The following is a 21,501-nucleotide window of genomic DNA, read 5'->3' as shown; positions in this document are numbered from 1 at the left end:
TCCTCGGGGGGAACGGCTCCGGCCGGCGGGGTGTCCGCCGGGTCCGGGACCTTGTCGAGCTTGTCAGTCACAGTGACTGCCCTTCAGTGTGCTGCGGTCTGCGCGGAGGTCACTGGCCTGCGTTGATCTTGGCCTCGGTCACGGCGCCGGAGCCCGCGTTCCACTTGTCCAGGGCGGCCTTGTAGGTGCCGTCCTTGATGACCGCGTCGAGGGCTTCCTTGAGCGCGTCGCGCAGCTCGGTGTTCTTCTTGTCCACGGCGATGCCGAAGAGGCCGGCGTCGGTCGGGTTGGCGATGGCCTCGAAGTCGTTGCCGCCGCCCGCGGTCTGCGCGATGTACGCGGCGACCGGGGAGTCGTTCAGGTCGGCGACGGCGCCGCCGGCCTTCACGCGGGTCTGGGCCTCGGCGTCGGTCGGGAAGGACTCGATGGCGACCTCGCTCTTGCCGGCCGCCTTGCACTTCTCGGACTGGTCCTTGGCGGACTGCTCGTACGTCGTGCCGCGCTGGACGGCGACCTTCTTGCCGCACAGGTCGTCGAGGGTCTTGATGCCCTCCGGGTTGCCCTTCTTGACCAGGATGCCGGTCGAGGCCGAGAAGTAGTCGACGAAGTCGACGCCGGCACCGGTCTTGGCGCCCTTGTCGTCCAGGCCCTCCTGACGGGCCTTGGTGTCGGTGAGCGAGGACATGACCAGGTCGCTGCGGCCCGTCTGCATGCTGCCGATCAGGGTGTCGAAGGTTCCGGACTCGAACTTGAACTGGACACCGAGCTGCTTGGCCAGGGCCGCCGCCACGTCGGGGTCGACACCGACGATCTTGCCGCCCTCGGTGAACTCCATCGGCGCGTAGGTCGCGTCGGTACCGACCTTGATGACACCCGCATCCTGGATCTTCTTCGGAAGCTTCGAGAAGAGCGGCGCGCTGCTGTTGTTCGCCTGCCCCGAAGGGGTCGTGGAGGCCTTGTCCGTCTGGTCGCCACAGCCGGTGAGGACCAGGGCGCCGGCGACCGCGATCGCGCCGACCGCGGCGATCCGGGACCGGGCGGCGGTCGAACGACGGGTGATGCTTGCGGTCATGAGCTGGTTCCTCCGGCTGGTGGAAAAGCACCGAAAAACGGTCGGGCACGCACCATCGAGTGTCGCGACCTTGTGTGATTACGGCATCTTGCCATTCGGACTGGCGCATTCAGGGTGCCCGTCAGGTCAAAATCAGATAACGGACACCCCCGGCTGCCCAACAGGACTGCGGGCGCGGGCCTTCTGGACCGCAGAAAACGCTGCGACCAGGCACTTTGGGCTCACTATTTGCGGCACGTCTCGCCCATTGGACAGAGACGTTTGGACTTTTAGCCAAAACCAGGACATGCAGCCTATGGTCGAGCAGGAATCGACTCGTCTGGGTGAGCGTTCATCCGGTAGAACAGATCCTTACACCCCTCATCCGGGGCTCAGGGCGCGCGTGCGGCGCGCCCGCGCGTACGAACCTCCCCTTCGCGGAGACGGGCCAACCGTCGATGCGGAGTACGGACGCGGTGCCCGCCCACCCCTTAACCAGGAGTGGCCACCCTCAACGATTCAAAGGACTTAAGGGGTCACACACAGTGGCAGCGGAGATCTTCAACCCTCGCAGTGACAGCGTGACGGACAACAACCCGGACGCGGTGTTCGCGCTGCACCGGGGCGGCAAGATGGCCATCCAGGCCACGGTGCCGGTCACCAACAAGGACGACCTTTCCCTCGCGTACACCCCCGGCGTGGCGAAGGTGTGCACCGCCATCGCCGAGCAGCCGGAGCTGGTGAACGAGTACACCTGGAAGTCGAACGTGGTCGCCGTCGTCACCGACGGCACGGCCGTGCTCGGACTCGGTGACATCGGCCCCGAGGCCTCCCTCCCCGTGATGGAGGGCAAGGCGATCCTGTTCAAGCAGTTCGGCGGCGTGGACGCGGTTCCGATCGCGCTCGCCACCAAGGACACGGACGAGATCATCGAGACGGTCATCCGTCTCGCGCCGTCCTTCGGCGGGGTGAACCTGGAGGACATCTCCGCTCCCCGCTGCTTCGAGATCGAGCGCCGCCTGCAGGAGGCGCTCGACATCCCGATCTTCCACGACGACCAGCACGGCACGGCCATCGTGACGCTGGCCGCGCTGCGCAACGCCGCGAAGCTCACGGGTCGCACCCTCGGCGACCTGCGTGCCGTCATCTCGGGCGCGGGCGCGGCGGGCATCGCCATCGCCAAGATCCTGGTGGACGCCGGCATCGGCGACGTGTGCGTGACGGACCGCAAGGGCGTCGTGTCCGCCGACCGCTCCGACCTGACGGACGTCAAGGCGGAGATCGCGGGTCTCACCAACAAGACGGGCCAGACCGGTTCGCTGGAGCAGGCCCTCGCGGGCGCGGACGTCTTCATCGGCGTCTCCGGCGGTACGGTCCCCGAGGAGGCGGTGGCCTCGATGGCGAAGGACGCGTTCGTCTTCGCCATGGCCAACCCGAACCCGGAGGTCCACCCGGACGTCGCGCACAAGTACGCGGCGGTCGTGGCCACGGGCCGTTCGGACTTCCCGAACCAGATCAACAACGTGCTGGCGTTCCCCGGCATCTTCGCGGGCGCCCTCAAGGTGCGCGCCACCCGGATCACCGAGGGCATGAAGATCGCCGCCGCCGACGCCATCGCCGGTGTCGTGGGTGACGAGCTCTCCGCGGACTACGTGATCCCGTCGCCGTTCGACGAGCGCGTGGCCGAGGCCGTGGCGTCGGCCGTCGCCGCGGCGGCGAAGGCCGACGGCGTGGCCCGCCTGGCCTGACCGCTGTGCTGCGCTGAGCTGTACGGGCAGGGGCCCGGCCGGAGCGATCCGGCCGGGCCCCTGCTCTTTCTTCGGCCCCGGTGCGACGAAGGCCTCACCACCGTGGTCAGGGAAGGGCTGGAACCCTGCCCTACCGAGCGGTAGCGTCGCGGCATGTTCGCTGCCTACGCCGCCCGAATCGACCGTGACCACCCCCTGAACGGCCTTGAGCTGGGCGAGCGCCCGGCGCCCGAGGTCCGGCCCGGCTGGGTGACCGTGAACGTCAAGGCCGCCTCCCTCAACCACCACGACCTGTGGTCGCTGCGGGGGGTCGGCCTCGGCCAGGAAAGACTCCCGATGATCCTCGGCTGCGACGCCGCCGGGATCGACCAGGACGGCAACGAGGTCGTCCTGCACTCCGTGATCGGCCAGAGCGGCCACGGGGTCGGCCCGGACGAGCCCCGCTCGATCCTGACCGAGCGCTACCAGGGGACCTTCGCCGAGCAGGTGACCGTCCCCGCCTGGAACGTCCTGCGCAAGCCCGCCGAGCTCTCGTTCGAGGAGGCCGCCTGTCTGCCGACGGCCTGGCTGACGGCGTACCGGATGCTGTTCACCAACGCCGGGGTCCGCCCCGGCGACTCCGTCCTCGTCCAGGGCGCCGGCGGCGGGGTCGCGACCGCGGCCATCGTCCTCGGCAAGGCGGCGGGCCTGCGCGTCTTCGCCACCAGCCGGGACGAGGCCAAGCGCAAGCGCGCCGTGGAGCTGGGCGCGGTGGAGGCGTACGAGCCGGGCGCGCGGCTCCCGCACCGGGTCGACGCGGTGATCGAGACGGTCGGTGCGGCCACCTGGTCGCACTCGGTGAAGTCCCTGCGCCCGGGCGGGACCCTGGTCATCTCCGGTGCCACGAGCGGCGACCGCCCGGCGCACGCCGAGCTGACCCGGATCTTCTTCCTGGAGCTGAAGGTGGTCGGTTCGACGATGGGCTCGAAGGACGAACTGGAGGACCTGCTGTCGTTCTGCGCGACCACCGGGGTGCGGCCGGTCATCGACGAGGTGCTGCCGCTGGACCGGGCGCGCGAGGGCTTCGAGAAGCTCGCGTCGGGCGACCTCTTCGGCAAGATCGTGCTCACTCCGTAGGCTCCGCCGCTGACGTCAATAAAGGTTGACAACCCCTCCCGCGTCAACCTACATTGACACGCATGACGGAAGCTACCGATCTCGCCGAGCGGGCCGGTGACCGCGACCCGCGTGTGGGCCTGCGTGCCGTGGCCGCCCTCCGGAGACTGCTGGAGCAGCTGGAGGCCGTACAGGTACGCAGTGCCCGCGCGCAGGGGTGGTCGTGGCAGGAGATCGCGGCCCAGCTGGGCGTCAGCCGGCAGGCCGTGCACAAGAAGCACGGGAGGCTTTGATGTTCGAACGTTTCACGACCGAGGCCCGCGCCACCGTGACGGGCGCCGTCGCCGAGGCCCGGCGTGCCGGGGCCGCCACGGTCACCGAGGAGCACCTCGTCCTCGCCCTGCTGTCCCGGGGCGCCCTGGATCCCCTGGGCGCCGACCGCGCCGCGGTCACCGCCGACCTCGCGGCGGCCCGTCGCCGGGGCGGAATTTCGAAGGCCGACGAGGAGGCGCTGGCCGGACTCGGCATCGACCTCACGGAGATCGTTTCGCGCATCGAGGAGACCCACGGAGAAGGCGCCCTGTCGGCCCCCGCCCCGCGCAAGCGCACGCTGGGCGCCTCCCTCCGTTCGGCCCTCGGCCGCCCGGAGCCGGACAACCGGCACGTGCCCTTCACCCGGGGCTCGAAGAAGACCCTGGAACAGTCCCTCCGCATCGCCCTGGGCCGCAAGGACCGCCACATCGGCACCCTGCACCTGCTGCTGGCCCTGCTCTCCCGCCCCGGGACGGTCTCCGAGGTCCTGGCGGACCACGGAGTCACCTACCGGACGGCCGAGTCGGGCCTGGCCGCCTAGGCCGGGCGTTTCCCTTTCGGGTCTTGCCGGCCGAGCCCCGCGGCGGCTGGTGCCGCGCATCGCAAGGCGGAGGAGCTCCCGGCTACTGAACGTACTCGGGTGCCCCGACGACGCGGCGGGGCGCGGCGGCGGGCGTCGCGGGGCGGGCGGGACTCGACGGCAGGGTTTACGACGTGTGGAGCGTGCTGGTGAGGCGGGAGGCCGCCGCCGCGAGGTGGGCGCGCGCCTCGGCCAGCTGGGCCGGGGACACGCCGTGGTCACGGGCCGCGTCGCGGACGTCGTCGCGGAAGCGGTCCAGCAGCCGGTCCAGGTCGCGGGCCGCGTCGCCCGAGGGCGTCAGGTCCTCGGCCCAGTCCGTGTCCACGATCAGGGGCGTGCCGGACGTGGTGGGTTCGGCCGGGGTGGAACCGCCGAGCCAGGCTCCGGCCAGACTGCTCAGCACGCCGCCCGACTTGGCGAACTGCTCCTGGAGCTGGCTCGCTATGCGCTGGACCTCCTCGCGCGCCCGCTCCTGGGCCTCCTTGGCCTGGCGGCGGGCCTGCTGAGCCTCCTCGCGGGCCCGGCGGCTCTCGTCCTTCGCCCGCCGCGCCTGCTCCTTCCACTCATTCCGCGCCTTGCGCAGCTCTTCCTTGGCCACCGCCCAGGACTCGTCCTCGACCCGGGTCGAGGACGCGGAGGCCGCCGCCCGCATCTCACGTCGCAGGTCACCCGCCGCGCCCCGGACGTCGTCGCGGATCTCGGCGGCCAGTTCGGTGACCGAGTCGCGGATCTCCAGCTCCAGGTCCGCGAGTTCACCGCTGCGGTCGGCCAGTTCGGCCCGGCCCGCCTCGGTGATCGAGTACACCTTGCGGCCGCCCTCGGTCGCGTACGTGACCAGACCCTCGGCCTCCAGCTTGGCCAGGCGCGGGTACACCGTGCCCGCGGAGGGCGCGTACAGCCCCTGGAAGCGCTCCTCCAGCAGACGGATCACCTCGTACCCGTGGCGCGGAGCCTCGTCCAGCAGTTTGAGGAGGTAGAGGCGGAGGCGGCCGTGGGCAAAGACGGGCGGCATGTCAGAGCACCTTCTTGTCGAGGTCGAGGGGGGCGTCGGCACCGGCGTCGGCCTGCGGGCGGCGCAGCAGTGCGATCGCGCCCGAGACCGTGGTGGCCCTCAGGGTGCCGGTGCCGGAGCCGAGGGTTCCGGTGATCCGCTTGGCGCCCAGCTGACCGGAGACCCGCAGGTCCTCGAAGGCGTTGGAGACGCCGCCGGTGGCGGTGTTGGCCTCCACGCGGGCATCGGCGGGGTGGGGCAGCCGGATGGCGACCTGACCGGAGACGGAGTTCAGCGCGATGTCCACCGGGCGCGGAGCCTCTGGGCCGAGGTCCAGGTCGATGAGCATGTCGCCGCTGACCGAGTCGGCCCGTACGCTCACGCCCGCGCCGTCGACCACAGTCAGGTCGCCGGACACCGAATGGAAGCCTAGGTCGCCGGTGACGGACTGGGCCTCGACGCTGCCGGAGACGGTGTGGGCCTTGACCCTGCCCGACAGGCCGACCAGCGTGGCGTCGCCGGCGACCCCGTTGACGTCGGTGCCGCCGGAGATCCCGGAGACGAAGGAGGTGGCGTCGACCGTGGCCAGCTGCACCTGGGTGGCGGCCGGGACGGTCAGGGTGACGGCGGCGCTGCGCTCCCATGCCTTGCGGCCGAAGGGGGAACTGCCGGACCAGGCCTTCCACGGCTTGGTCTCCCACCACTTCTTGAAGCCCTGGGAGCCGTTCCAGGGCAGGTCCTCGTAGGAGAGGGTGAGGGTGCCGCCCTCCTGCACCACGTACAGGGGCGGTCCGTCGACCTCGGTCACCTCCAGCCGGGCCGGTCCCTCCTCGGCGGCGACCACGTTGACCGTGCCGCTCACGAGGCGGACGCAGAGCTCCGTCACCGGCTGCTCGAAGGTGAGCTTCTGCGGTTCGGCGATGTGCCACGTCGACTGGGACGCCTGCTCTGCCATGGGGCTGATCCTCCTCGTGCGCTCACGGACGGGTCTCGACGCACGCAACATATCGCGTCTTCTGATGAACACGATATATCGCGGTCGAGCGAAGTCAAGCGCGCCAGCGAAATCGGCCGTGCGCGGTGTCGTGCCTCAGCGTGGGGCCGGCCGGTTCCCCGCCGGGGGCCGCGCCGCTGCCGCGGGACCGGGCGGCTCGCCCTCGCAGCGGGCGCGCCGCTTGCGCGGGGCCAGGCGGATCGGCCGGGCGGCGGGGGGCGCGGTTCCGGGCCCGCCGCCGCTGCCGCGGGACCGGGGGCTCGGCGGCGGCCGCGGGACCGGGGCCCGGGGCCGCGCCCGCCGCCGCCGGGGGCGGTTCCGAGGAACCAGGGCACGCCGACTCGGCCGGCACCGTTCCGGTGGCCCAGGGCGCGCTGACTCCGGCCTGCGACCGAACGCGCATGTCGTGCCGGCCGGGCCGGGGCCGCTGCGCGGAGCCTCTCCCCGCCCCGCCCTTCCTCCGTTCCCCGGGCTCCGCCCGGACCCGCGCCTCAAACGCCGGCGAGGCTGAAATTGCCGCTGCGCGGCAATCCAGGCCCGACCAAATCCAGCCACGTCCGGGGGCACCTCCCAGCGCTAGCCGGGGAGTCCGAGGCACGGCACACGGGTCGGAGCCCCGATCCTTCCGCCCCACTGGGCAAACCCAGCCCACCGGGCAACCCAGCCCCGCCGGCACTTGAGGCGCGAGGCCCGGGACAGCGCCCGATCCCTCAGCCCCACCACGCAACCCCAGCCCCACCGGGCAACCCAGCCCCGCCGGCACTTGAGGCGTGAGGCCCGGGGCGGAGCCCCGATCTTTCAGCCCCGCCACGCAACTCCAGCCCCACCGGGCCCACCCAGACCCGCCGGCGCTTGAGGCGCGGGGCCCGGGGCGGCGCGCCGATCCCTCAGCCCCACCAGGCAAACCCAGCCCCACCGGGCAACCCAGCCCCCCCGGCGCTTGAGGCGCGGGGCCCGGGGCGGAGCCCCGGCGGCGCAGACGGATGCGCGCGGGTTACGCCGCTTCGAGCAGCGGGCTCGCATGGTGCCGGAGCCACGCCCGGTACGGCGGCGTCCGCATGGCCGCCTCGCGATAGGCGGCGCGGAGGTCCTCGTACACCTCCGCATGCGCACCCGGCCTGGTCGCCAGGAGGAGCCGTACGGCCAGCGGGTCCCCCGACAGCGGCCGGATCGCCATGTCTTCCCGCGGCCCGGACGTCGGCTGGCAGGGCGCCACCGCCTCGCCGGAGACGATCAGCGAGGTCGCCGTGTGGTAATCGGCGTGCAGCACCGGCGGGTCCAGCCCGGCCCCGGCGAAGACCCGCCGCAGACCGTCCCATTCGCCGTCGACCGAGGGGTCCACCATCCAGCGGTCTGCGGCCAGGTCCCGTAAGGACACCACCGACTGCCCGGCAGCCGGATGGTCCCGGGACATCGACACGAACTGCGGCTCCCGCTCCATCAGCACGTGCAGCTGAAGCCCGGCCGGCACCCGCAGCGGGCTGCCCTCCACCTCGTGCACGAAGGCCACGTCCAGCTGGCCGGAATCCACCATCCGCAACAGCGCGTTTGCGGACACGTCCACCACCAGCGAGGTCTCGGTGTCGGGCAGCCGCCGGTGGATCCGCCGGAGCCATCCCGGCAGCGCGCGGCTGGCCGTGGAGCCGATCCGCAGCCGCGGCCCGTGGGCCAGCGCCCGCGCCTCCGCCACCAGCGCGGCCATCTCGGCGAGCAGCGGGCGGGCCCGGCCCAGGACGGTGCGGCCGAAAGGTGTGGGCCGGCAGCCGGTCCGCTCACGCAGGAACAGCTCGCCTTCCAGGGCCCGTTCGATGCGGCGCAGCTGGGTCGTCAGGGAGGGCTGGCTCACGCCGAGCTGCCGGGCGGCCTTGTGCAGGCTGCCGGCGTCGGCGATGGCGCACAGCGCGCGCAGGTGCCTGACCTCAAGCTCCATGCCCAGAGGGTAGGCCGCGGCCCGTGGACCGCACCAGCCGCCGATAGCCCCCCGAATCCCGCCATTCTCACATCAGTTGATCTGTCGAAATCTTCCCGATAGGCCCGCGCTATCGCTGAATGACATCATCCGCCGGCCACTTCCGCTCCCGCAGACTCCGGTCACGAACGACCCACCCCCCACCGCACCGGACGAGTAGGAGCTCCCCCACATGCGCCACTCCCGTAAGGCCGTTCTGGCCACCACGCTCGGCCTCGGCCTGGCCGCCGCCCTCGGCGGCGTCGTCCCCACCGCCAGTGCCGCCACCGCCCCCGCCGGCAGTCCCTCGAGCTACGCGGCGTACGAGAACTCGCAGGAGAACCAGGCCGCCAACAAGGCCTTCTTCGACGCCGTGCAGCGCTCGGTCGCCGAGCAGCGCGCCGCCAACCCGGGCGTCCTGGCCGTCACCGTCACCTACAACACCCGCAACGCGCCGAGCTTCCGCACCCAGATAGCCCGCTCCACGCAGATATGGAACAGCTCGGTGAGCAACGTCAAGCTGCAGGAGGTGTCCTCCGGCGGCAACTTCTCGTACCGCGAGGGCAACGACTCCCGCGGTTCGTACGCGAGCACGGACGGCCACGGCCGGGGTTACATCTTCCTCGACTACCGGCAGAACCAGCAGTACAACTCCACCCGGGTGACCGCGCACGAGACGGGCCACGTGCTGGGCCTGCCGGACCACTACTCGGGCCCGTGCAGCGAGCTGATGTCGGGCGGCGGTCCGGGCACCTCCTGCCAGAACGCGACCCCGAACAGCACCGAGCGGGCGCGCGTGAACCAGCTGTGGGCCAACGGTCTCGTCGCCTCCGGCCTGGGGACGAAGGGCTAGGTCCGGCTAGCCCGCCGGAGGTGTGTACCGCGGGCAGTCCGGGTTCCGGCAGGGACCCGGCGCCCACTCCGGTACGAAGATACCGAGGGACTTGCGCCGCCTGACCACCGTGTCGACGGGGCTCCCGCAGGCCGGGCACATCCGCTGCTCGCGCCCGGCCTGCGGGGCGACCGTCTCCTGCGCCTGCTCCTGCTCTTCACTGGCCATACGTACACGGTAGGCCGCTTTCGCCCTCCCGGCGGGGTCAGCCCCCGGCGTTCAGCATTTTCTGCGCGCTCAGCGCTTCCGCGTGTACGTCGTCAGGACCCGGCCACCGCCGTAGCTCTTGACGTCGGTCAGCTCCAGCTCGCGGATCGCCAAGCCGGCGGGACATCGGGATGCCCGAGCCCGCGAAGACCGGATACTGCTCGGCAGCGAACTCGTCGATCCCATCGACCAGCCGTCCGGCGAGCGTCACACAAAGCACTTCCGGTGTAGTGGTTACGCGATCCCCTGCGGCTTGCGCCACATCGGCCACATCAGCGGCCCGTCGGGAAGCCGCACCGGCGTCCCCGTGTGCGCGAATCCGAGGCGCTCGTACAGACGGCCGCTGCGCTCGCTGCTCGCCTCCAGGTACGCCGGCACGCCCTCCCGGTCGCAGCGCTCCAGCACCGGCCGGATCAGCTCGCCGCCGAGCCCCTCCCCCTGCCTGCCCGGGGCCACCGCGATCATCAGCAGGTACTCGTGCTCCTCCGCCGTCGGGTGCACGGCGCCCGTGAGTCGGCCCACCAGTTCGCAGCGCTCGTTGTCGGGGTCGGCCACCGCCCGCATCTTCGCCGGGATCTCGTCCTCGCCCTCCGGCTCACCCGCCGGGATCCGCAGCCACAGCGCGGCCGCCGAGCCGTCCACGGCGTAGTCGATCCGGCCCTCGGCCAGCGCCACGTCCACGAACACGCCCAGGAACTTGCCGTGCACCGCGGCCCGGTGCTCCGGGTCCGGGAAGACCCAGCTGCTCACCGGGTCGGTGCGGAAGGCGTCGTCGAGGAGCCGCGCCACCGCGTCCCGGTCCGACTGATCCGCCTGACGTATCTCCAGCGCCACTGGTCCACACCCTTCACTCGCGTCAACGACCGTGAGTGATCTTAGAGTTGGGCCGGGAAAGCGGTAAGGCCTGTTCCGGCACCATCCGGTGCCGGAACAGGCCTTACCCGCCCCCTACGCGTTCACCGCGTACGGCGCGTCACGAACTCCGCGAGCGCCAGCAGTCCGCCCGCCGCCCCGAGGTCCGGTACGGCCCGGGACAGGTGCTGCACGGCCCGGCCCATCCGGTCCGCGGCGTGGGCCTGCGCCCAGTCGCGACCGCCCGCCCGGTCCACCGCCCCGGCCGCCTTGTGTACGTCGTCCCCGGTCATGGGACCCGCATACAGGGCCGCCAGCTCCTCCCCCGCCGCGGTACCCGACGTGAGGGCCGCCACGACCGGGAGTGACTTCTTGCGGGCGAGCAGATCGGCCCCGGCCGGCTTGCCGGTGTGTCCCGGATCTCCCCAGATGCCGATCAGGTCGTCGATCAGCTGGAAGGCGAGGCCGGCCTCCCGCCCGAAGGCGTCCATGGCGTCGACCTCGTCCGGTCCGGCGCCCGCGTACAGCGCGCCCAGCGCGCAGGCGCAGCCCAGCAGGGCCCCGGTCTTGGCCGTCGCCATGGTCAGGCACTCGTCGAGCGGGACGTCCGGGCGCTGCTCGAACGCGCAGTCCGCCTGCTGGCCCGCGCAGAGCTCGATGACACAGGCCGCGAGCCTTGCCGACGCCGCCGCCGAGGCCGGGTGCGGGTCCTCCGCGAGCAGCCGCAGAGCGAGCGCCATCATGGCGTCGCCCGTGATGATCGCGTCCGGTATCCCGAAGACGGTCCAGGCGGTGGCCCGGCCGCGCCGCCGGACGTCCTTGTCGATGACGTCGTCGTGCAGCAGCGTGAAGTTGTGGGCCAGCTCCACTGCGGCCGCCGCCCGGACGGTGTCGTCCACCGGCCCGCCCGGCCCCCGCATCGCCTGGGCCGCGGCCAGCACCAGTGCCGGCCGGATGGCCTTCCCGGCACTGCCCGAGGCCGGGGTGCCGTCGGCCTGCTCCCAGCCGAAGTGGTACATCGCCACGCGCCGCATCGAACCGGGCAGGCTCTCGACGGTCCGGCGCAGTTCCGGGTAAACCGTTTCTCTCGTTCGTTCCAGCAGGGCCGCGGCCTCCTGGCCCTCTCCGGTCGCCAGGGCGGCGTTCAGCGCGCTCAGCGCCAGCGGCCGATCTCGACGTTCTCCAGCACGCCGAGCGCGTCCGGCACCAGCACCGCGGCGGAGAAGTAGGCGGTGACCAGGTACGAGATGATCGCCTGCTCGCTGATCCCCATGAAGCGGACCGACAGGCTCGGCTCGATCTCGTCCGGGATGCCGGGCTGGTGCAGGCCGATCACGCCCTGCTCGTCCTCGCCCGTACGCATGCACAGGATTGACGTGGTGCGGGCGTCACTGACCGGGATCTTGTTGCTCGGGAAGATCGGCACTCCGCGCCAGGCCGGCACCCGGTTGCCGCCGATGTCCACCGACTCCGGGTACAGCCCGCGCTTGTTGCACTCGCGGCCGAAGGCGGCGATGGCCTTGGGGTGTGCGAGGAAGAGCTTGGAGCCGCGCCGCATGCTGAGCAGCTGGTCCATGTCGTCGGGGCTGGGAGCGCCGTCGTGCGGCTGGATGCGCTGGTCGTAGTCGGCGTTGTGGAGCAGGCCGAAGTCGCGGTTGTTGAGCATCTCGTGCTCCTGGCGCTCGCGCAGCGCCTCGACCGTGAGCCGCAACTGCTGCTCGGTCTGGTTCATCGGCTGGTTGTAGAGGTCGGCGACGCGCGTGTGCACCCGCAGGACCGTTTGTGCAATGGAGAGTTCGTACTCGCGCGGGTGGGCCTCGTAGTCCACGAAGGTGCCGGGGAGCACGGCCTCGCCCTGGTGGCCGGCGGAGAGGTCGATCGCGGCCTCGCCGTACTTGTTGGTGTTCCGGGCGGGCTGCGTCCGTACGTGCTCCACGTGCGCGCGCAGCGAGTCGGCACGGTCGGCGAGCAGCTGGAAGTCCTGCCGGGACAGGACGAGCGCGGTGCCGGAGGTGGCGGCGCGGGCGGTGTACTCCCAGATCGCCTCTTCGTCGACGAGGGCGTCCTCGCCGAAGTGGGCGCCGTCGGCGACGGTCCGCAGCACGGCGTCCTCGCCGTAGGGGCCCGGGCCGATCTGTTCGATGCGGCCGTGGGCGAGCAGGAACACCTGGTCGGAAGGGCTGCCGAAGGAGGTCAGCTCCTGGCCGGCCTCGAAGTCGATCTGCTGGAACCGCTGGGCGAGTTCGCCGAGGACGTCGAGGTCCTCGTAGTCGCGCAGCAGCCGGAGCTCACCGAGTTCGGCCGGGATCACCTGTACCTGGGTCCCGGTCTTGATGAACTCCACGCGTCCGTCGCCGACCGTGTAGCTCAGCCGGCGGTTGACCCGGTACGTGCCGCCCTGCACCGGGACCCACGGCAGCATCTTCAGCAGCCACCGCGAGGTGATCTCCTGCATCTGCGGCGCGGACTTGGTCGTGGTTGCCAAGTTCCGCGCGGCCGATGTCCCAAGACTGCGCTGCGGTGTCTGGGTCTCGGACTCGGAACCTGCCTGGACCGACATCTGTTTCCCTTTCGATCACTCCATGGATCTGCGGGGTCAGCTTTTCAGTACGGAACGTGGTGGGACCATTACACAAAAGAGTGGGACTACTCCCTCCGGGGACGGGGCACTCTCTCGGGCCACCTCCTCCCCGCGAGCCCCTCTGGGCCCACACATTTCGGCCACGCCGACGGCGCACGGGGCTTGATTTGCACACCGAGGTCTACTGGCTGATGGCGGGCGCCCTCATCACCATCGAGGAGCGCCTACGCCGGACAGCGGGTGGCCGCCGGGGACGTGTGGCGCGAGTGGACCGTCACCGGCCGGGCGGAGGAGACCGCGGACTGCACCACCTTCCGCATCGCCCCGGCCGACGGCGTCCCGACTCCGGACCGACCACCGGGCCCTGACGCACAAGCCGGCCGACGCGTCGGCGCGGTTCTGGTACGAGGAAGCGGCGGAGCCGGGTGACGGCGAGGGCCTGATGGACCTCGATGACGGCTGGCCGGATCACGCCCTAGCCCCGGAAGCGCCGCCTCCGCTAAACCGGTGTGTAACGAGACGCGCACACTGCGTGTCCGTCACGCACCGTAAAGGAGGCGGCCATGGCCGCACCCATGTCCGCGGACCGGTTCGTCAACGCATTGCGGCGCGAGGGTCTGACCGTCGTCGAAGTCGGCGCCTGGCGCACCCACAACCGCAACCACAAGGGCCCCTGGGGGCCGGTGCACGGGGTGATGATCCACCACACCGTCACACAGGGCACCGCGCACACCGTCCAGCTCTGCCGCGACGGCGACTCCGCCCTGCCCGGCCCGCTCTGCCACGGCGTGATCGCCAAGGACGGCCGCGTCCACCTGGTCGGCTACGGCCGCGCCAACCACGCGGGCGCCGGGGACGCCGACGTCCTGGCGGCGGTGATCGCGGAGAAGCGGCTCCCGCCCGACAACGAGGCCACAACCGACGGCAACCGCCACTTCTACGGCTTCGAGTGCGAGAACCTCGGCGACGGCAAGGACCCCTGGCCGGCGGTCCAGCTCGACGCGATCACCCGCGCGGCGGCGGCCGTCTGCCGGGTCCACGCCTGGACGGCCCGCTCGGTGATCGGCCACCTCGAATGGCAGCCCGGCAAGATCGACCCCAAGGGGTTCACGATGAACTCCCTGCGCGAACGCGTGACCGAACGCCTCAAGTGACAATGGCCTGGTGACCCACCCCGAACTGCGCCCGCGTCCGCCGTCCCCGCTCGTCGAGGCGGCGGACGACCGGTTCACCGCGTACGGGGTCCGGCTGCTGCTCAAGCGGGACGATCTGGTGCACCCCGAGCTGCCCGGGAACAAGTGGCGCAAGCTCGCGCCGAATCTGCGGGCCGCCGTGGCGGCCGGGCACGACACGCTCGTCACCTTCGGCGGGGCGTACTCCAACCACCTGCGGGCCACGGCGGCCGCCGGGCGGCTGCTCGGGCTGCGCACGGTCGGCGTCGTACGCGGCGACGAGCTGGCCGGGCGGCCGCTCAACGACTCCCTCGCCCGGTGCGTGGCGGACGGCATGCGGCTGCACTTCGTGTCCCGGGCCGACTACCGCCGCAAGGCCGAGCCGCGGACGCTGGACCGCCTGCTGGACGGGGCCGGTGCGCAGGCGGCGTACGTCGTGCCGGAAGGCGGCAGCAACGGCCTCGCCCTGGCGGGTTGCGCCGAGCTCGGCCGGGAGCTGCGCGGGCGGGCCGACGTGGTCGCGGTGGCCTGCGGGACGGGCGGCACCCTGGCGGGGCTGGCCGCCGGGCTGGAGCCCGGGCAGCGGGCGCTCGGCGTGCCGGTCCTGGCGGGCGGGTTCCTGCAAGCGGAGATACGTTCCCTCCAGCACCAGGCCTTCGATGGCCCGGCCGGCGACTGGACCCTGGCCGAGGGCTTCCACCACGGCGGCTACGCCCGCGTCCCGGCCGCCCTCGACGCCTTCGCCGCCGACTTCGAGTCCCGCCACGGCCTTCCGGTCGAGCGGATCTACGTGGCCAAGCTGCTCTGGGCCCTCGCCGAACTCACCGCCTGCGGCGCCTTCCCGCGCGGCACCGTCCTGGCCGCGGTCGTCACGGGCCGGCCGTGACCGGGCGCGTCCGCAGCCAGTAGGAACGCGCCGCCACCAGCAGGGCCGGCCCGTACCCGGCGAAGGCCGAGAAGCCGATCCAGCCGACCAGCACCGCGTCCGCCGTGGAGTGGAAATCGCCCGCCCGGACACGCACCGCCCCGGACGAGGCCAGCATCAGATGGCCGACGCCGAACAGGCCGTACTGCACCAGCGTGCCCACGCCGATCAGGGCGGGCCCGAGCGGCAGCCGGCGCGGCACGCGGCGGCCGCGCAGGCGCAGGGTCCACCGCGGGAAGACCTGCCCCCAGGGCCTGACCAGGCCGAAGAGCAGGAAGACCCCGAGCGCGGCCAGGAGCACCGTGGCGTCCAGCCCCCAGCGCGCCAGGGTGAGCCAGAGCCTGGAGGCCCCGTTGCGCTCGTACGCGGCCAGCATCTCCGCTCCGCCGGTCCCCGCGAAGGTGCCGCCCAGTGCCCACGTCAGCTTCATCACCGCGTACGGCACGAAGGCGAGCGCCCCGCCGTACGCGGCGAGGTGCACCCGCCGGGAAGCCGCAGCCGGCGCCCGCGCCACCACGGGTCCGGTCCTGCGGGGCCGTGCGGCGCCCGCCGGCAGCACCGCCCCCAGCAGGCCGAGCCCGTGCAGCACCGCCGCCGCGGGGTCGTCAACCCCTTGCACGAACAGCAGCCCCACCACGTCCATCAGCAGGCTGAACCCCGCGGCCGCGGACAGCCCGCAGGCCACCCACAGCAGCGCCCGCCGCCGCGTGGCCAGCCCCACCCCGGCCACCGCGGCCGCCCCGGCCAGGCCCCACGCGAGCAGCGGGGGGCCCGCCCCCAGCAGTCCGGCCCCGAGGGCGAGGAAGCCCGTACCGGCGGCCCAGAATCCACAAGCAGCAGCAGAAGTGAGCGTCATGGGACGAGCCTCGCGGCCGCCCCGGCCGACGACGTCCGTCCGCGGGCCGATCCTGCTCCCCGGGGTTGGGGACGCCGGGCGCGACGCCGGGCCCGGCCGGGGTCAGGCCTCCTCGCGGTAGGCCGCCGCCTCCTCCAGGTCCAGGCGGCGCAGCAGCGCCCGCAGCATCTCGTCGTCGATCCGGCGGCGGTCGCGCAGGGACACGAAGACCTCCCGCTCCGCCTCGATCATCTCCCGCGCCAGCCGCCGGTAGATGTCGTCCGCCGACTCCCCCGTCAGCGGATTGACCTCGCCCAGCCGCTCCCACACCGCGTTGCGCCGCCGCTCCAGCACCGTCCGCAGCCGGTCCGCCAGCGGCGGCGGCAGCGTGCTGTTCTCCGGTTCCTCCAGCAGCTCCGCCAGCCGCTCCTCCGCCGCCCGCGAGGCCTCGCTCTGCGCCTGCGCCTCCGCCAGTGTGTCGGCCTGCGCGTCGCGCGGCGGCAGCTTCAGCAGCCTGATCAGCGGCGGCAGCGTCAGCCCCTGGACCACCAGTGTCCCGATGACCGTCGTGAAGGTGAGGAACAGGATCAGGTTCCGGTGCGGCACCGACATCGGCACGGAGAAGGCGATGGCCAGCGAGACCACGCCCCGCATCCCGGCCCACCCCACGATCACTGGGGCCTTCCAGTTGGTCTCCGGCTCCCGCTCGCGGATCCGTTCCGACACCCACCGCGGCATGAAGGTCGCCGGGAACACCCACAGGAACCGGGCCACCACCACCGCGAGGAACACCACGACCGCGTACCAGGCCGCGTGGAGGCCCTCGTACTCCCCGAGCCCCTTGAGGACCACCGGCAGCTGGAGTCCGATCAGCGCGAAGACCACCGACTCCAGCACGAAGGCGATCATCTTCCACACGGCTCCCTCCTGGAGCCGGGTGGCGAAGTCGACCTGCCAGTTGCGGTGTCCGAGGTACAGCGCCACGACGACCACGGCGAGCACCCCGGAGGCGTGCACCCGCTCCGCCGCCGCGTACGCCACGAAGGGGATGAGCAGCGAGAGGGTGTTCTGGAGCAGGGGCTCCTTCAGCCGCGTGCGCAGCTGGTGGATCGGCACCATCAGCAGCAGGCCGACGCCGATCCCGCCCACCGAGGCCAGCAGGAACTCCGCGATGCCGCCCGCCCAGCCGGCGCTCACCCCGACCGCCGCCGCCAGGGCCACCTTGTATGCGGTGATCGCGGTGGCGTCGTTCACCAGGGACTCGCCCTGCAGGATGGTGGTGATCCGGTTCGGCAGCCGGAGCTTGCGGGCGATCGCGGTGGCGGCGACCGCGTCCGGCGGCGCGATCACCGCGCCCAGGACCAGCGCGACCGGCAGCGAGAGTCCCGGCACCACGAGGTAGGCCGCGTACCCCACGGCGATCGTCGCGAAGAGCACGTAGCCCACCGACAACAGCGCGATCGGCCGGATGTTCGTCCGCAGGTCCAGGTACGAGCTGTCCACGGCGGCCGTGTACAGCAGCGGCGGGAGCAGCAGCGGCAGGACGATGTGCGGGTCGAGGGTGTAGGCGGGCACCCCCGGCAGGTACCCGGCCAGGAGCCCGGCGGCGACCAGCAGCAGCGGCGCCGGGACCGGGGTCCGGCGGGCCGCCCCCGCGACGACCGCGCTCCCCGCGACCAGTGCCACCAGCGGCAAGACCTCCATCGAAGATCCCATCCGTGTCGTCGGAGCCATCGCGCAACCGCACCCTGGCCGTACGCTGGCCATCATGAGCGAGTGCACCCATGTTGCCGAACTGCCGCGCCCCGAGCCGGTCCCGTCTGACCAGACCTGCCCCGAATGTCTGGCGCTCGGCAGCCACCCCGTGCAACTGCGGATGTGCCTGGAGTGCGGGTACGTGGCCTGCTGCGACTCCTCGCCCCACCGGCACGCCACCGCGCACCACGAGCAGACCGGCCATCCCGTGATGCGGAGCTTCGAACCGGGCGAGATCTGGCGGTGGTGTTTTGTCGACGGTTCGATCGTCTGAGTCGGGGTAGGTCAACCCTCCGCCGGTTCCCCAGATTTGAGCCCGCAGACCCCTAGCCACTGTGCGTACCCGTGGGCTTACCATCAGTCACTGGCCGTGGGAAGGGGTGTCCCCCGCGGGCGCCACGAGGGGTGCCGCGACACGATCGCCCGGATCGCGATAGCGTCACCGGCGAACACAGCTCGTACCACCTTGGAGGTGAGGGTGTCCCAGATCGCAGGCGAGCCCGGGACCCAGGACTTCGTGGAAGTCCGGCTGCCCGCTGCGGGTGCCTACCTGTCGGTGCTGCGGACGGCCACGGCCGGCCTCGCGGCACGTTTGGACTTCACTCTCGACGAGATCGAGGACCTCCGCATCGCGGTGGACGAGGCCTGCGCGATCCTGCTCCAGCAGGCCGTGCCCGGCTCCGTCCTCAGCTGCGTCTTCCGGCTGGTGGACGACTCGCTGGAGGTGACCGTCTCGGCGCCGACCACGGACGGACGTGCGCCGGAGCGCGACACGTTCGCCTGGACCGTACTGTCGGCGCTGGCCGGCAAGGTCGAGTCGGCGGTCGAGGAGGACCGGACGGTGAGCATCAGTCTCTACAAACAGCGCGGCGCGGGACCAGGCCCGGCGTGAGCGGCGGGGAGATCCCGGTGCGGGGCGGGGATCGGCCCCGGGTACGGCACGAGGTCGACGGCGGCATCCCGGAGCAGCAGCACGCCCGGCCGCACCCGGCTGACGCGGATGCGGAAGACGGCTTTTTGGACTCGGCGGAGCGACGGGCGGGCCCTATGAGCGAGAACCAGCACGACCAACCACAGCCACCGGAGGCCCCGGCGGTTCCGGTGGCACCGGCGGAGCCCCTGGTGGCTCCGGTGCCGGTGTTCCCGGTGACGCCGGCGCTGCCGGATCCGCGCGACCGCAGTGGCGCGCGGGCCCTGTTCATCGAGCTGCGGGCGCTGCCCGACGGCTCGCCGGAGAAGGCGGAGCTGCGCAACCGGCTCGTACGGATGCACCTGCCGCTCGTCGAGCACCTGGCGCGGCGCTTCCGCAACCGCGGCGAACCGCTCGACGACCTGACGCAGGTCGCGACGATCGGGCTGATCAAGTCCGTGGACCGGTTCGACCCGGACCGCGGGGTCGAGTTCTCCACGTACGCCACGCCCACGGTGGTCGGGGAGATCAAGCGCCACTTCCGCGACAAGGGCTGGGCGGTCCGCGTACCCCGGCGCCTGCAGGAGCTGCGGCTCTCGCTGACGACGGCCACGGCCGAGCTGTCCCAGCAGCACGGCCGCTCGCCCACGGTGCACGAGCTGGCGGAGCGGCTCGGGATCTCCGAGGAGGAGGTGCTGGAGGGGCTGGAGTCGGCCAATGCCTACAGCACGCTCTCGCTGGACGTCCCGGACACCGACGACGAGTCGCCGGCGGTCGCGGACACCCTGGGCGCGGAGGACGAGGCCCTGGAGGGCGTCGAGTACCGCGAGTCCCTCAAGCCGCTGCTGGAGGGGCTGCCGCCGCGGGAGAAGCGGATCCTGCTGCTGCGGTTCTTCGGCAACATGACCCAGTCACAGATCGCACAGGAGGTCGGCATCTCCCAGATGCACGTCTCCCGGCTGCTGGCCCGCACCCTGGCCCAGCTCCGGGAGAAGCTCCTCGTCGAGGAGTAGCCGGCCCGAGGAGCAGCCGGGCCGAGAAACAACCGGGCCGAGAAACAACGGCCGCAGCGGTTATCGGGCCTCTTCGCGAGGCCCGATTCCGAGCGCCTCGGTCGCCGTCGGGTTCACCAGCAGGACCACGACGGCCACCGCGGTCACGGCCAGGGCCCCGGCGGCCGCGATCATCGCGCCGCCCGTGGAGTAGAGGGTCCAGGCCACCGGCAGCGCCATCAGCTGGGTGATCAGGGCCGGGCCGCGGCTCCAGCGGCGGCCCAGGCGCAGCCCGCGGGCCGCGATCAGCGGCAGCGCGGCGAGCGCGAGCAGCGTGATGCCGCCCGTCTCAGCCTGCTGCGGGGAGTCGGGGTCGCCGGCGATGCCCACGAACAGCATGTAGACGCCGAGGCCGGCCAGCGCCAGACCTTCCAGCGCCGTCAGCACGGCGGCGGCGGTCAGCCGGCGGGGCAGCGCGGCGCGCCCGGCGGCGGCGGGAGTCTCGGCGGACACGGCGGGGGCGGCGGCTTTCGGGGGCTGCTTCTTGCTCACCCCAGCAGGGTAGCCGCGGGCCCCCGGAGGCCGGAGGGGACGGGCAGTAGGGTCCGCCTCCGAGGGGGTGGGTAGGCTGGCGCTCATGCGTGCACTTCTCGTGGCCAACCCAGCAGCGACGACCACCAGTGCGCGCACGCGTGACGTCCTGACCCACGCCCTGGCCAGCGAAATGAAGCTGGAGGCGGTCACCACCGAATACCGGGGCCACGCCCGGGACCTGGGCCGCAGGGCTGCACACGAGGGACTCGACCTCGTCGTCGCCCTCGGCGGCGACGGCACGGTCAACGAGGTGGTCAACGGGCTGCTGCACGACGGGCCCGATCCGGAGCGGCTGCCCCGGCTGGCCGTGGTGCCCGGCGGCTCCACCAATGTGTTCGCCCGCGCCCTCGGTCTGCCCAACGACGCGGTCGAGGCGACCGGCGCCCTGCTCGACGCGCTGCGGGAGCGGCGCGAACGGACGGTGGGCCTGGGTCTGGCGGCGGGCACCCCGGGCACGGAGGACGAGTCGGTCCCGGCGCGCTGGTTCACCTTCTGCGCGGGCTTCGGTTTCGACGCGGGCGTAGTGGGGCGGGTCGAGCAGCAGCGCGAGCGCGGCAAGCGTTCGACGCACGCCCTGTATGTACGACAGCTGATGCGGCAGTTCCTGGAGGAACCGAACCGCCGGCACGGGACGGTCACACTGGAGCGCCCCGGCGCGGATCCGGTGACGGACCTGGTGCTCTCGATAGTCTGCAACACCTCCCCCTGGACGTATCTGGGGAATCGCCCGCTTTACGCCTCTCCGGAGGCGTCGTTCGATACCGCACTTGACGTATTGGCTCTCAACCGTTTGTCAACTCCGGCGGTCGCGCGCTACGCGACACAGCTCCTGACCTCGACTCCTGAGCGAGGTCCGCACGGCAAGCACGCGGTGTCTCTGCACGATCTGACGGACTTCACCTTGCATTCGAAGGTTCCCCTTCCGTTCCAGATGGACGGAGACCACCTCGGCCTGCGCACCAGCGTTCGGTTCACAGGCGTACGCCGTGCACTGCGTGTGATTGTGTGAGCGGAAGGGCCCGAAGTCCTTTCACTCGAACGTTTACACGCTGGTCCACCCCCACGAT

Annotated in this window: 22 protein-coding genes and 1 pseudogene; 12 read left to right on the top strand and 11 right to left on the bottom strand. The window is 72.1% G+C overall.

Annotation, left to right across the window (positions count from 1 at the left end; genetic code table 11):
• Nucleotides 1-109 precede the first annotated feature (109 nt).
• On the bottom strand, nucleotides 110-1,072 hold the full coding sequence (locus AB0D48_RS09665) for an ABC transporter substrate-binding protein (protein ID WP_362392793.1): 963 nt from the start codon (nucleotides 1,070-1,072) through the stop codon (nucleotides 110-112).
• A 524-nt stretch (nucleotides 1,073-1,596) separates the two neighbouring features.
• Here AB0D48_RS09665 and AB0D48_RS09660 point away from each other — a divergent pair.
• The 4 genes from AB0D48_RS09660 to AB0D48_RS09645 all read left to right on the top strand — a co-directional run bounded on the left by AB0D48_RS09660 (nucleotide 1,597) and on the right by AB0D48_RS09645 (nucleotide 4,747).
• A complete protein-coding gene (locus tag AB0D48_RS09660; protein WP_362392790.1) occupies nucleotides 1,597-2,799 on the top strand; it encodes an NADP-dependent malic enzyme in 1,203 nt (400 codons plus the stop codon).
• Between the two features lie 153 nt (nucleotides 2,800-2,952).
• Nucleotides 2,953-3,915: a zinc-binding dehydrogenase gene (locus tag AB0D48_RS09655; RefSeq protein ID WP_362392787.1), complete on the top strand. Its 963-nt coding sequence runs from the start codon at nucleotides 2,953-2,955 to the stop codon at nucleotides 3,913-3,915.
• 62 nt (nucleotides 3,916-3,977) lie between these two features.
• The gene (locus AB0D48_RS09650) at nucleotides 3,978-4,187 is read left to right on the top strand and encodes a helix-turn-helix domain-containing protein (RefSeq protein WP_362392784.1); all 210 of its coding nucleotides are present in this window, start codon (nucleotides 3,978-3,980) and stop codon (nucleotides 4,185-4,187) included.
• Nucleotides 4,187-4,747, top strand: a complete 561-nt coding sequence (locus AB0D48_RS09645) for a Clp protease N-terminal domain-containing protein (protein ID WP_362392781.1) — start codon at nucleotides 4,187-4,189, stop codon at nucleotides 4,745-4,747. The genes AB0D48_RS09650 and AB0D48_RS09645 overlap by 1 nt, the downstream gene beginning before the upstream one ends.
• Nucleotides 4,748-4,913: 166 nt before the next feature.
• Here the strand turns inward: AB0D48_RS09645 and AB0D48_RS09640 are convergent, their stop codons facing one another.
• The 3 genes from AB0D48_RS09640 to AB0D48_RS09630 form a co-directional block, all read right to left on the bottom strand.
• The gene (locus AB0D48_RS09640) at nucleotides 4,914-5,798 is read right to left on the bottom strand and encodes a helix-turn-helix transcriptional regulator (protein WP_362392778.1); all 885 of its coding nucleotides are present in this window, start codon (nucleotides 5,796-5,798) and stop codon (nucleotides 4,914-4,916) included.
• A 1-nt stretch (nucleotide 5,799) separates the two neighbouring features.
• On the bottom strand, nucleotides 5,800-6,732 hold the full coding sequence (locus AB0D48_RS09635; RefSeq protein WP_362392775.1) for a hypothetical protein: 933 nt from the start codon (nucleotides 6,730-6,732) through the stop codon (nucleotides 5,800-5,802).
• Nucleotides 6,733-7,765: 1,033 nt separating this feature from the next.
• The gene (locus tag AB0D48_RS09630) at nucleotides 7,766-8,701 is read right to left on the bottom strand and encodes a LysR family transcriptional regulator (protein ID WP_362392772.1); all 936 of its coding nucleotides are present in this window, start codon (nucleotides 8,699-8,701) and stop codon (nucleotides 7,766-7,768) included.
• A gap of 211 nt (nucleotides 8,702-8,912) precedes the next feature.
• On the opposite strand from AB0D48_RS09630, the gene snpA reads away from it, so the two are divergent.
• Nucleotides 8,913-9,572: a snapalysin gene (gene snpA, locus AB0D48_RS09625; protein WP_362392769.1), complete on the top strand. Its 660-nt coding sequence runs from the start codon at nucleotides 8,913-8,915 to the stop codon at nucleotides 9,570-9,572.
• Between the two features lie 6 nt (nucleotides 9,573-9,578).
• On the opposite strand, the gene AB0D48_RS09620 is transcribed toward snpA, so the two are convergent.
• The 4 genes from AB0D48_RS09620 to AB0D48_RS09605 form a co-directional block, all read right to left on the bottom strand.
• Nucleotides 9,579-9,779, bottom strand: coding sequence for a hypothetical protein (locus tag AB0D48_RS09620; RefSeq protein ID WP_362392766.1), 201 nt, complete (start codon nucleotides 9,777-9,779; stop codon nucleotides 9,579-9,581).
• Nucleotides 9,780-10,052: 273 nt separating this feature from the next.
• On the bottom strand, nucleotides 10,053-10,652 hold the full coding sequence (locus AB0D48_RS09615; RefSeq protein WP_362392763.1) for a GNAT family N-acetyltransferase: 600 nt from the start codon (nucleotides 10,650-10,652) through the stop codon (nucleotides 10,053-10,055).
• A gap of 122 nt (nucleotides 10,653-10,774) precedes the next feature.
• Nucleotides 10,775-11,818 (bottom strand): family 2 encapsulin nanocompartment cargo protein polyprenyl transferase, encoded by a 1,044-nt coding sequence (locus AB0D48_RS09610; protein WP_362393071.1) that lies wholly within the window; start codon nucleotides 11,816-11,818, stop codon nucleotides 10,775-10,777.
• A 5-nt stretch (nucleotides 11,819-11,823) separates the two neighbouring features.
• Nucleotides 11,824-13,230: a family 2B encapsulin nanocompartment shell protein gene (locus tag AB0D48_RS09605; protein WP_362392760.1), complete on the bottom strand. Its 1,407-nt coding sequence runs from the start codon at nucleotides 13,228-13,230 to the stop codon at nucleotides 11,824-11,826.
• 197 nt (nucleotides 13,231-13,427) lie between these two features.
• Between AB0D48_RS09605 and AB0D48_RS09600 the strand changes: the two are divergent.
• The 3 genes and pseudogenes from AB0D48_RS09600 to AB0D48_RS09590 form a co-directional block, all read left to right on the top strand.
• Nucleotides 13,428-13,599, top strand: a pseudogene (locus tag AB0D48_RS09600) (hemin transporter); the annotation flags it as partial.
• Between the two features lie 215 nt (nucleotides 13,600-13,814).
• Nucleotides 13,815-14,405 carry an N-acetylmuramoyl-L-alanine amidase gene (locus tag AB0D48_RS09595; RefSeq protein WP_362392757.1) on the top strand — a complete coding sequence of 197 codons (591 nt, stop codon included), beginning with the start codon at nucleotides 13,815-13,817 and terminating at the stop codon, nucleotides 14,403-14,405.
• 10 nt (nucleotides 14,406-14,415) lie between these two features.
• Nucleotides 14,416-15,309 carry a pyridoxal-phosphate dependent enzyme gene (locus AB0D48_RS09590; protein WP_362392754.1) on the top strand — a complete coding sequence of 298 codons (894 nt, stop codon included), beginning with the start codon at nucleotides 14,416-14,418 and terminating at the stop codon, nucleotides 15,307-15,309.
• Here AB0D48_RS09590 and AB0D48_RS09585 read toward each other — a convergent pair.
• Both AB0D48_RS09585 and AB0D48_RS09580 read right to left on the bottom strand, forming a co-directional pair.
• The gene (locus AB0D48_RS09585) at nucleotides 15,293-16,204 is read right to left on the bottom strand and encodes a hypothetical protein (protein ID WP_362392751.1); all 912 of its coding nucleotides are present in this window, start codon (nucleotides 16,202-16,204) and stop codon (nucleotides 15,293-15,295) included. The genes AB0D48_RS09590 and AB0D48_RS09585 overlap by 17 nt on opposite strands.
• 102 nt (nucleotides 16,205-16,306) lie before the next feature.
• Nucleotides 16,307-17,887 carry a Na+/H+ antiporter gene (locus AB0D48_RS09580; RefSeq protein WP_362392748.1) on the bottom strand — a complete coding sequence of 527 codons (1,581 nt, stop codon included), beginning with the start codon at nucleotides 17,885-17,887 and terminating at the stop codon, nucleotides 16,307-16,309.
• A gap of 64 nt (nucleotides 17,888-17,951) precedes the next feature.
• On the opposite strand from AB0D48_RS09580, the gene AB0D48_RS09575 reads away from it, so the two are divergent.
• The 3 genes from AB0D48_RS09575 (at nucleotide 17,952) to AB0D48_RS09565 (ending at nucleotide 19,861) form a co-directional block, all read left to right on the top strand.
• Nucleotides 17,952-18,212: a UBP-type zinc finger domain-containing protein gene (locus AB0D48_RS09575; RefSeq protein ID WP_362392745.1), complete on the top strand. Its 261-nt coding sequence runs from the start codon at nucleotides 17,952-17,954 to the stop codon at nucleotides 18,210-18,212.
• A gap of 204 nt (nucleotides 18,213-18,416) precedes the next feature.
• Nucleotides 18,417-18,830, top strand: a complete 414-nt coding sequence (locus AB0D48_RS09570) for an anti-sigma regulatory factor (protein WP_362392742.1) — start codon at nucleotides 18,417-18,419, stop codon at nucleotides 18,828-18,830.
• Entirely contained in the window at nucleotides 18,827-19,861 is a 1,035-nt protein-coding gene (locus AB0D48_RS09565; RefSeq protein WP_362392739.1) for a SigB/SigF/SigG family RNA polymerase sigma factor, read from the top strand. Before AB0D48_RS09570 ends, AB0D48_RS09565 begins: the two co-directional genes overlap by 4 nt.
• Before the next feature lie 60 nt (nucleotides 19,862-19,921).
• Here AB0D48_RS09565 and AB0D48_RS09560 read toward each other — a convergent pair whose 3' ends face one another.
• Nucleotides 19,922-20,392, bottom strand: coding sequence for a hypothetical protein (locus tag AB0D48_RS09560; protein WP_362392736.1), 471 nt, complete (start codon nucleotides 20,390-20,392; stop codon nucleotides 19,922-19,924).
• A gap of 85 nt (nucleotides 20,393-20,477) precedes the next feature.
• Here AB0D48_RS09560 and AB0D48_RS09555 point away from each other — a divergent pair, with 85 nt between their 5' ends.
• Nucleotides 20,478-21,443, top strand: coding sequence for a diacylglycerol kinase family protein (locus AB0D48_RS09555; protein ID WP_362392733.1), 966 nt, complete (start codon nucleotides 20,478-20,480; stop codon nucleotides 21,441-21,443).
• Nucleotides 21,444-21,501 lie beyond the last annotated feature (58 nt).

The sequence above is a fragment of the Streptomyces sp. NPDC048269 genome (genome assembly GCF_040652395.1).
GTDB lineage: Bacteria > Actinomycetota > Actinomycetes > Streptomycetales > Streptomycetaceae > Streptomyces.
The sequence above is the reverse complement of the archived record's forward strand: the minus strand, read 5'-3'. Positions and strand labels throughout refer to the sequence as shown.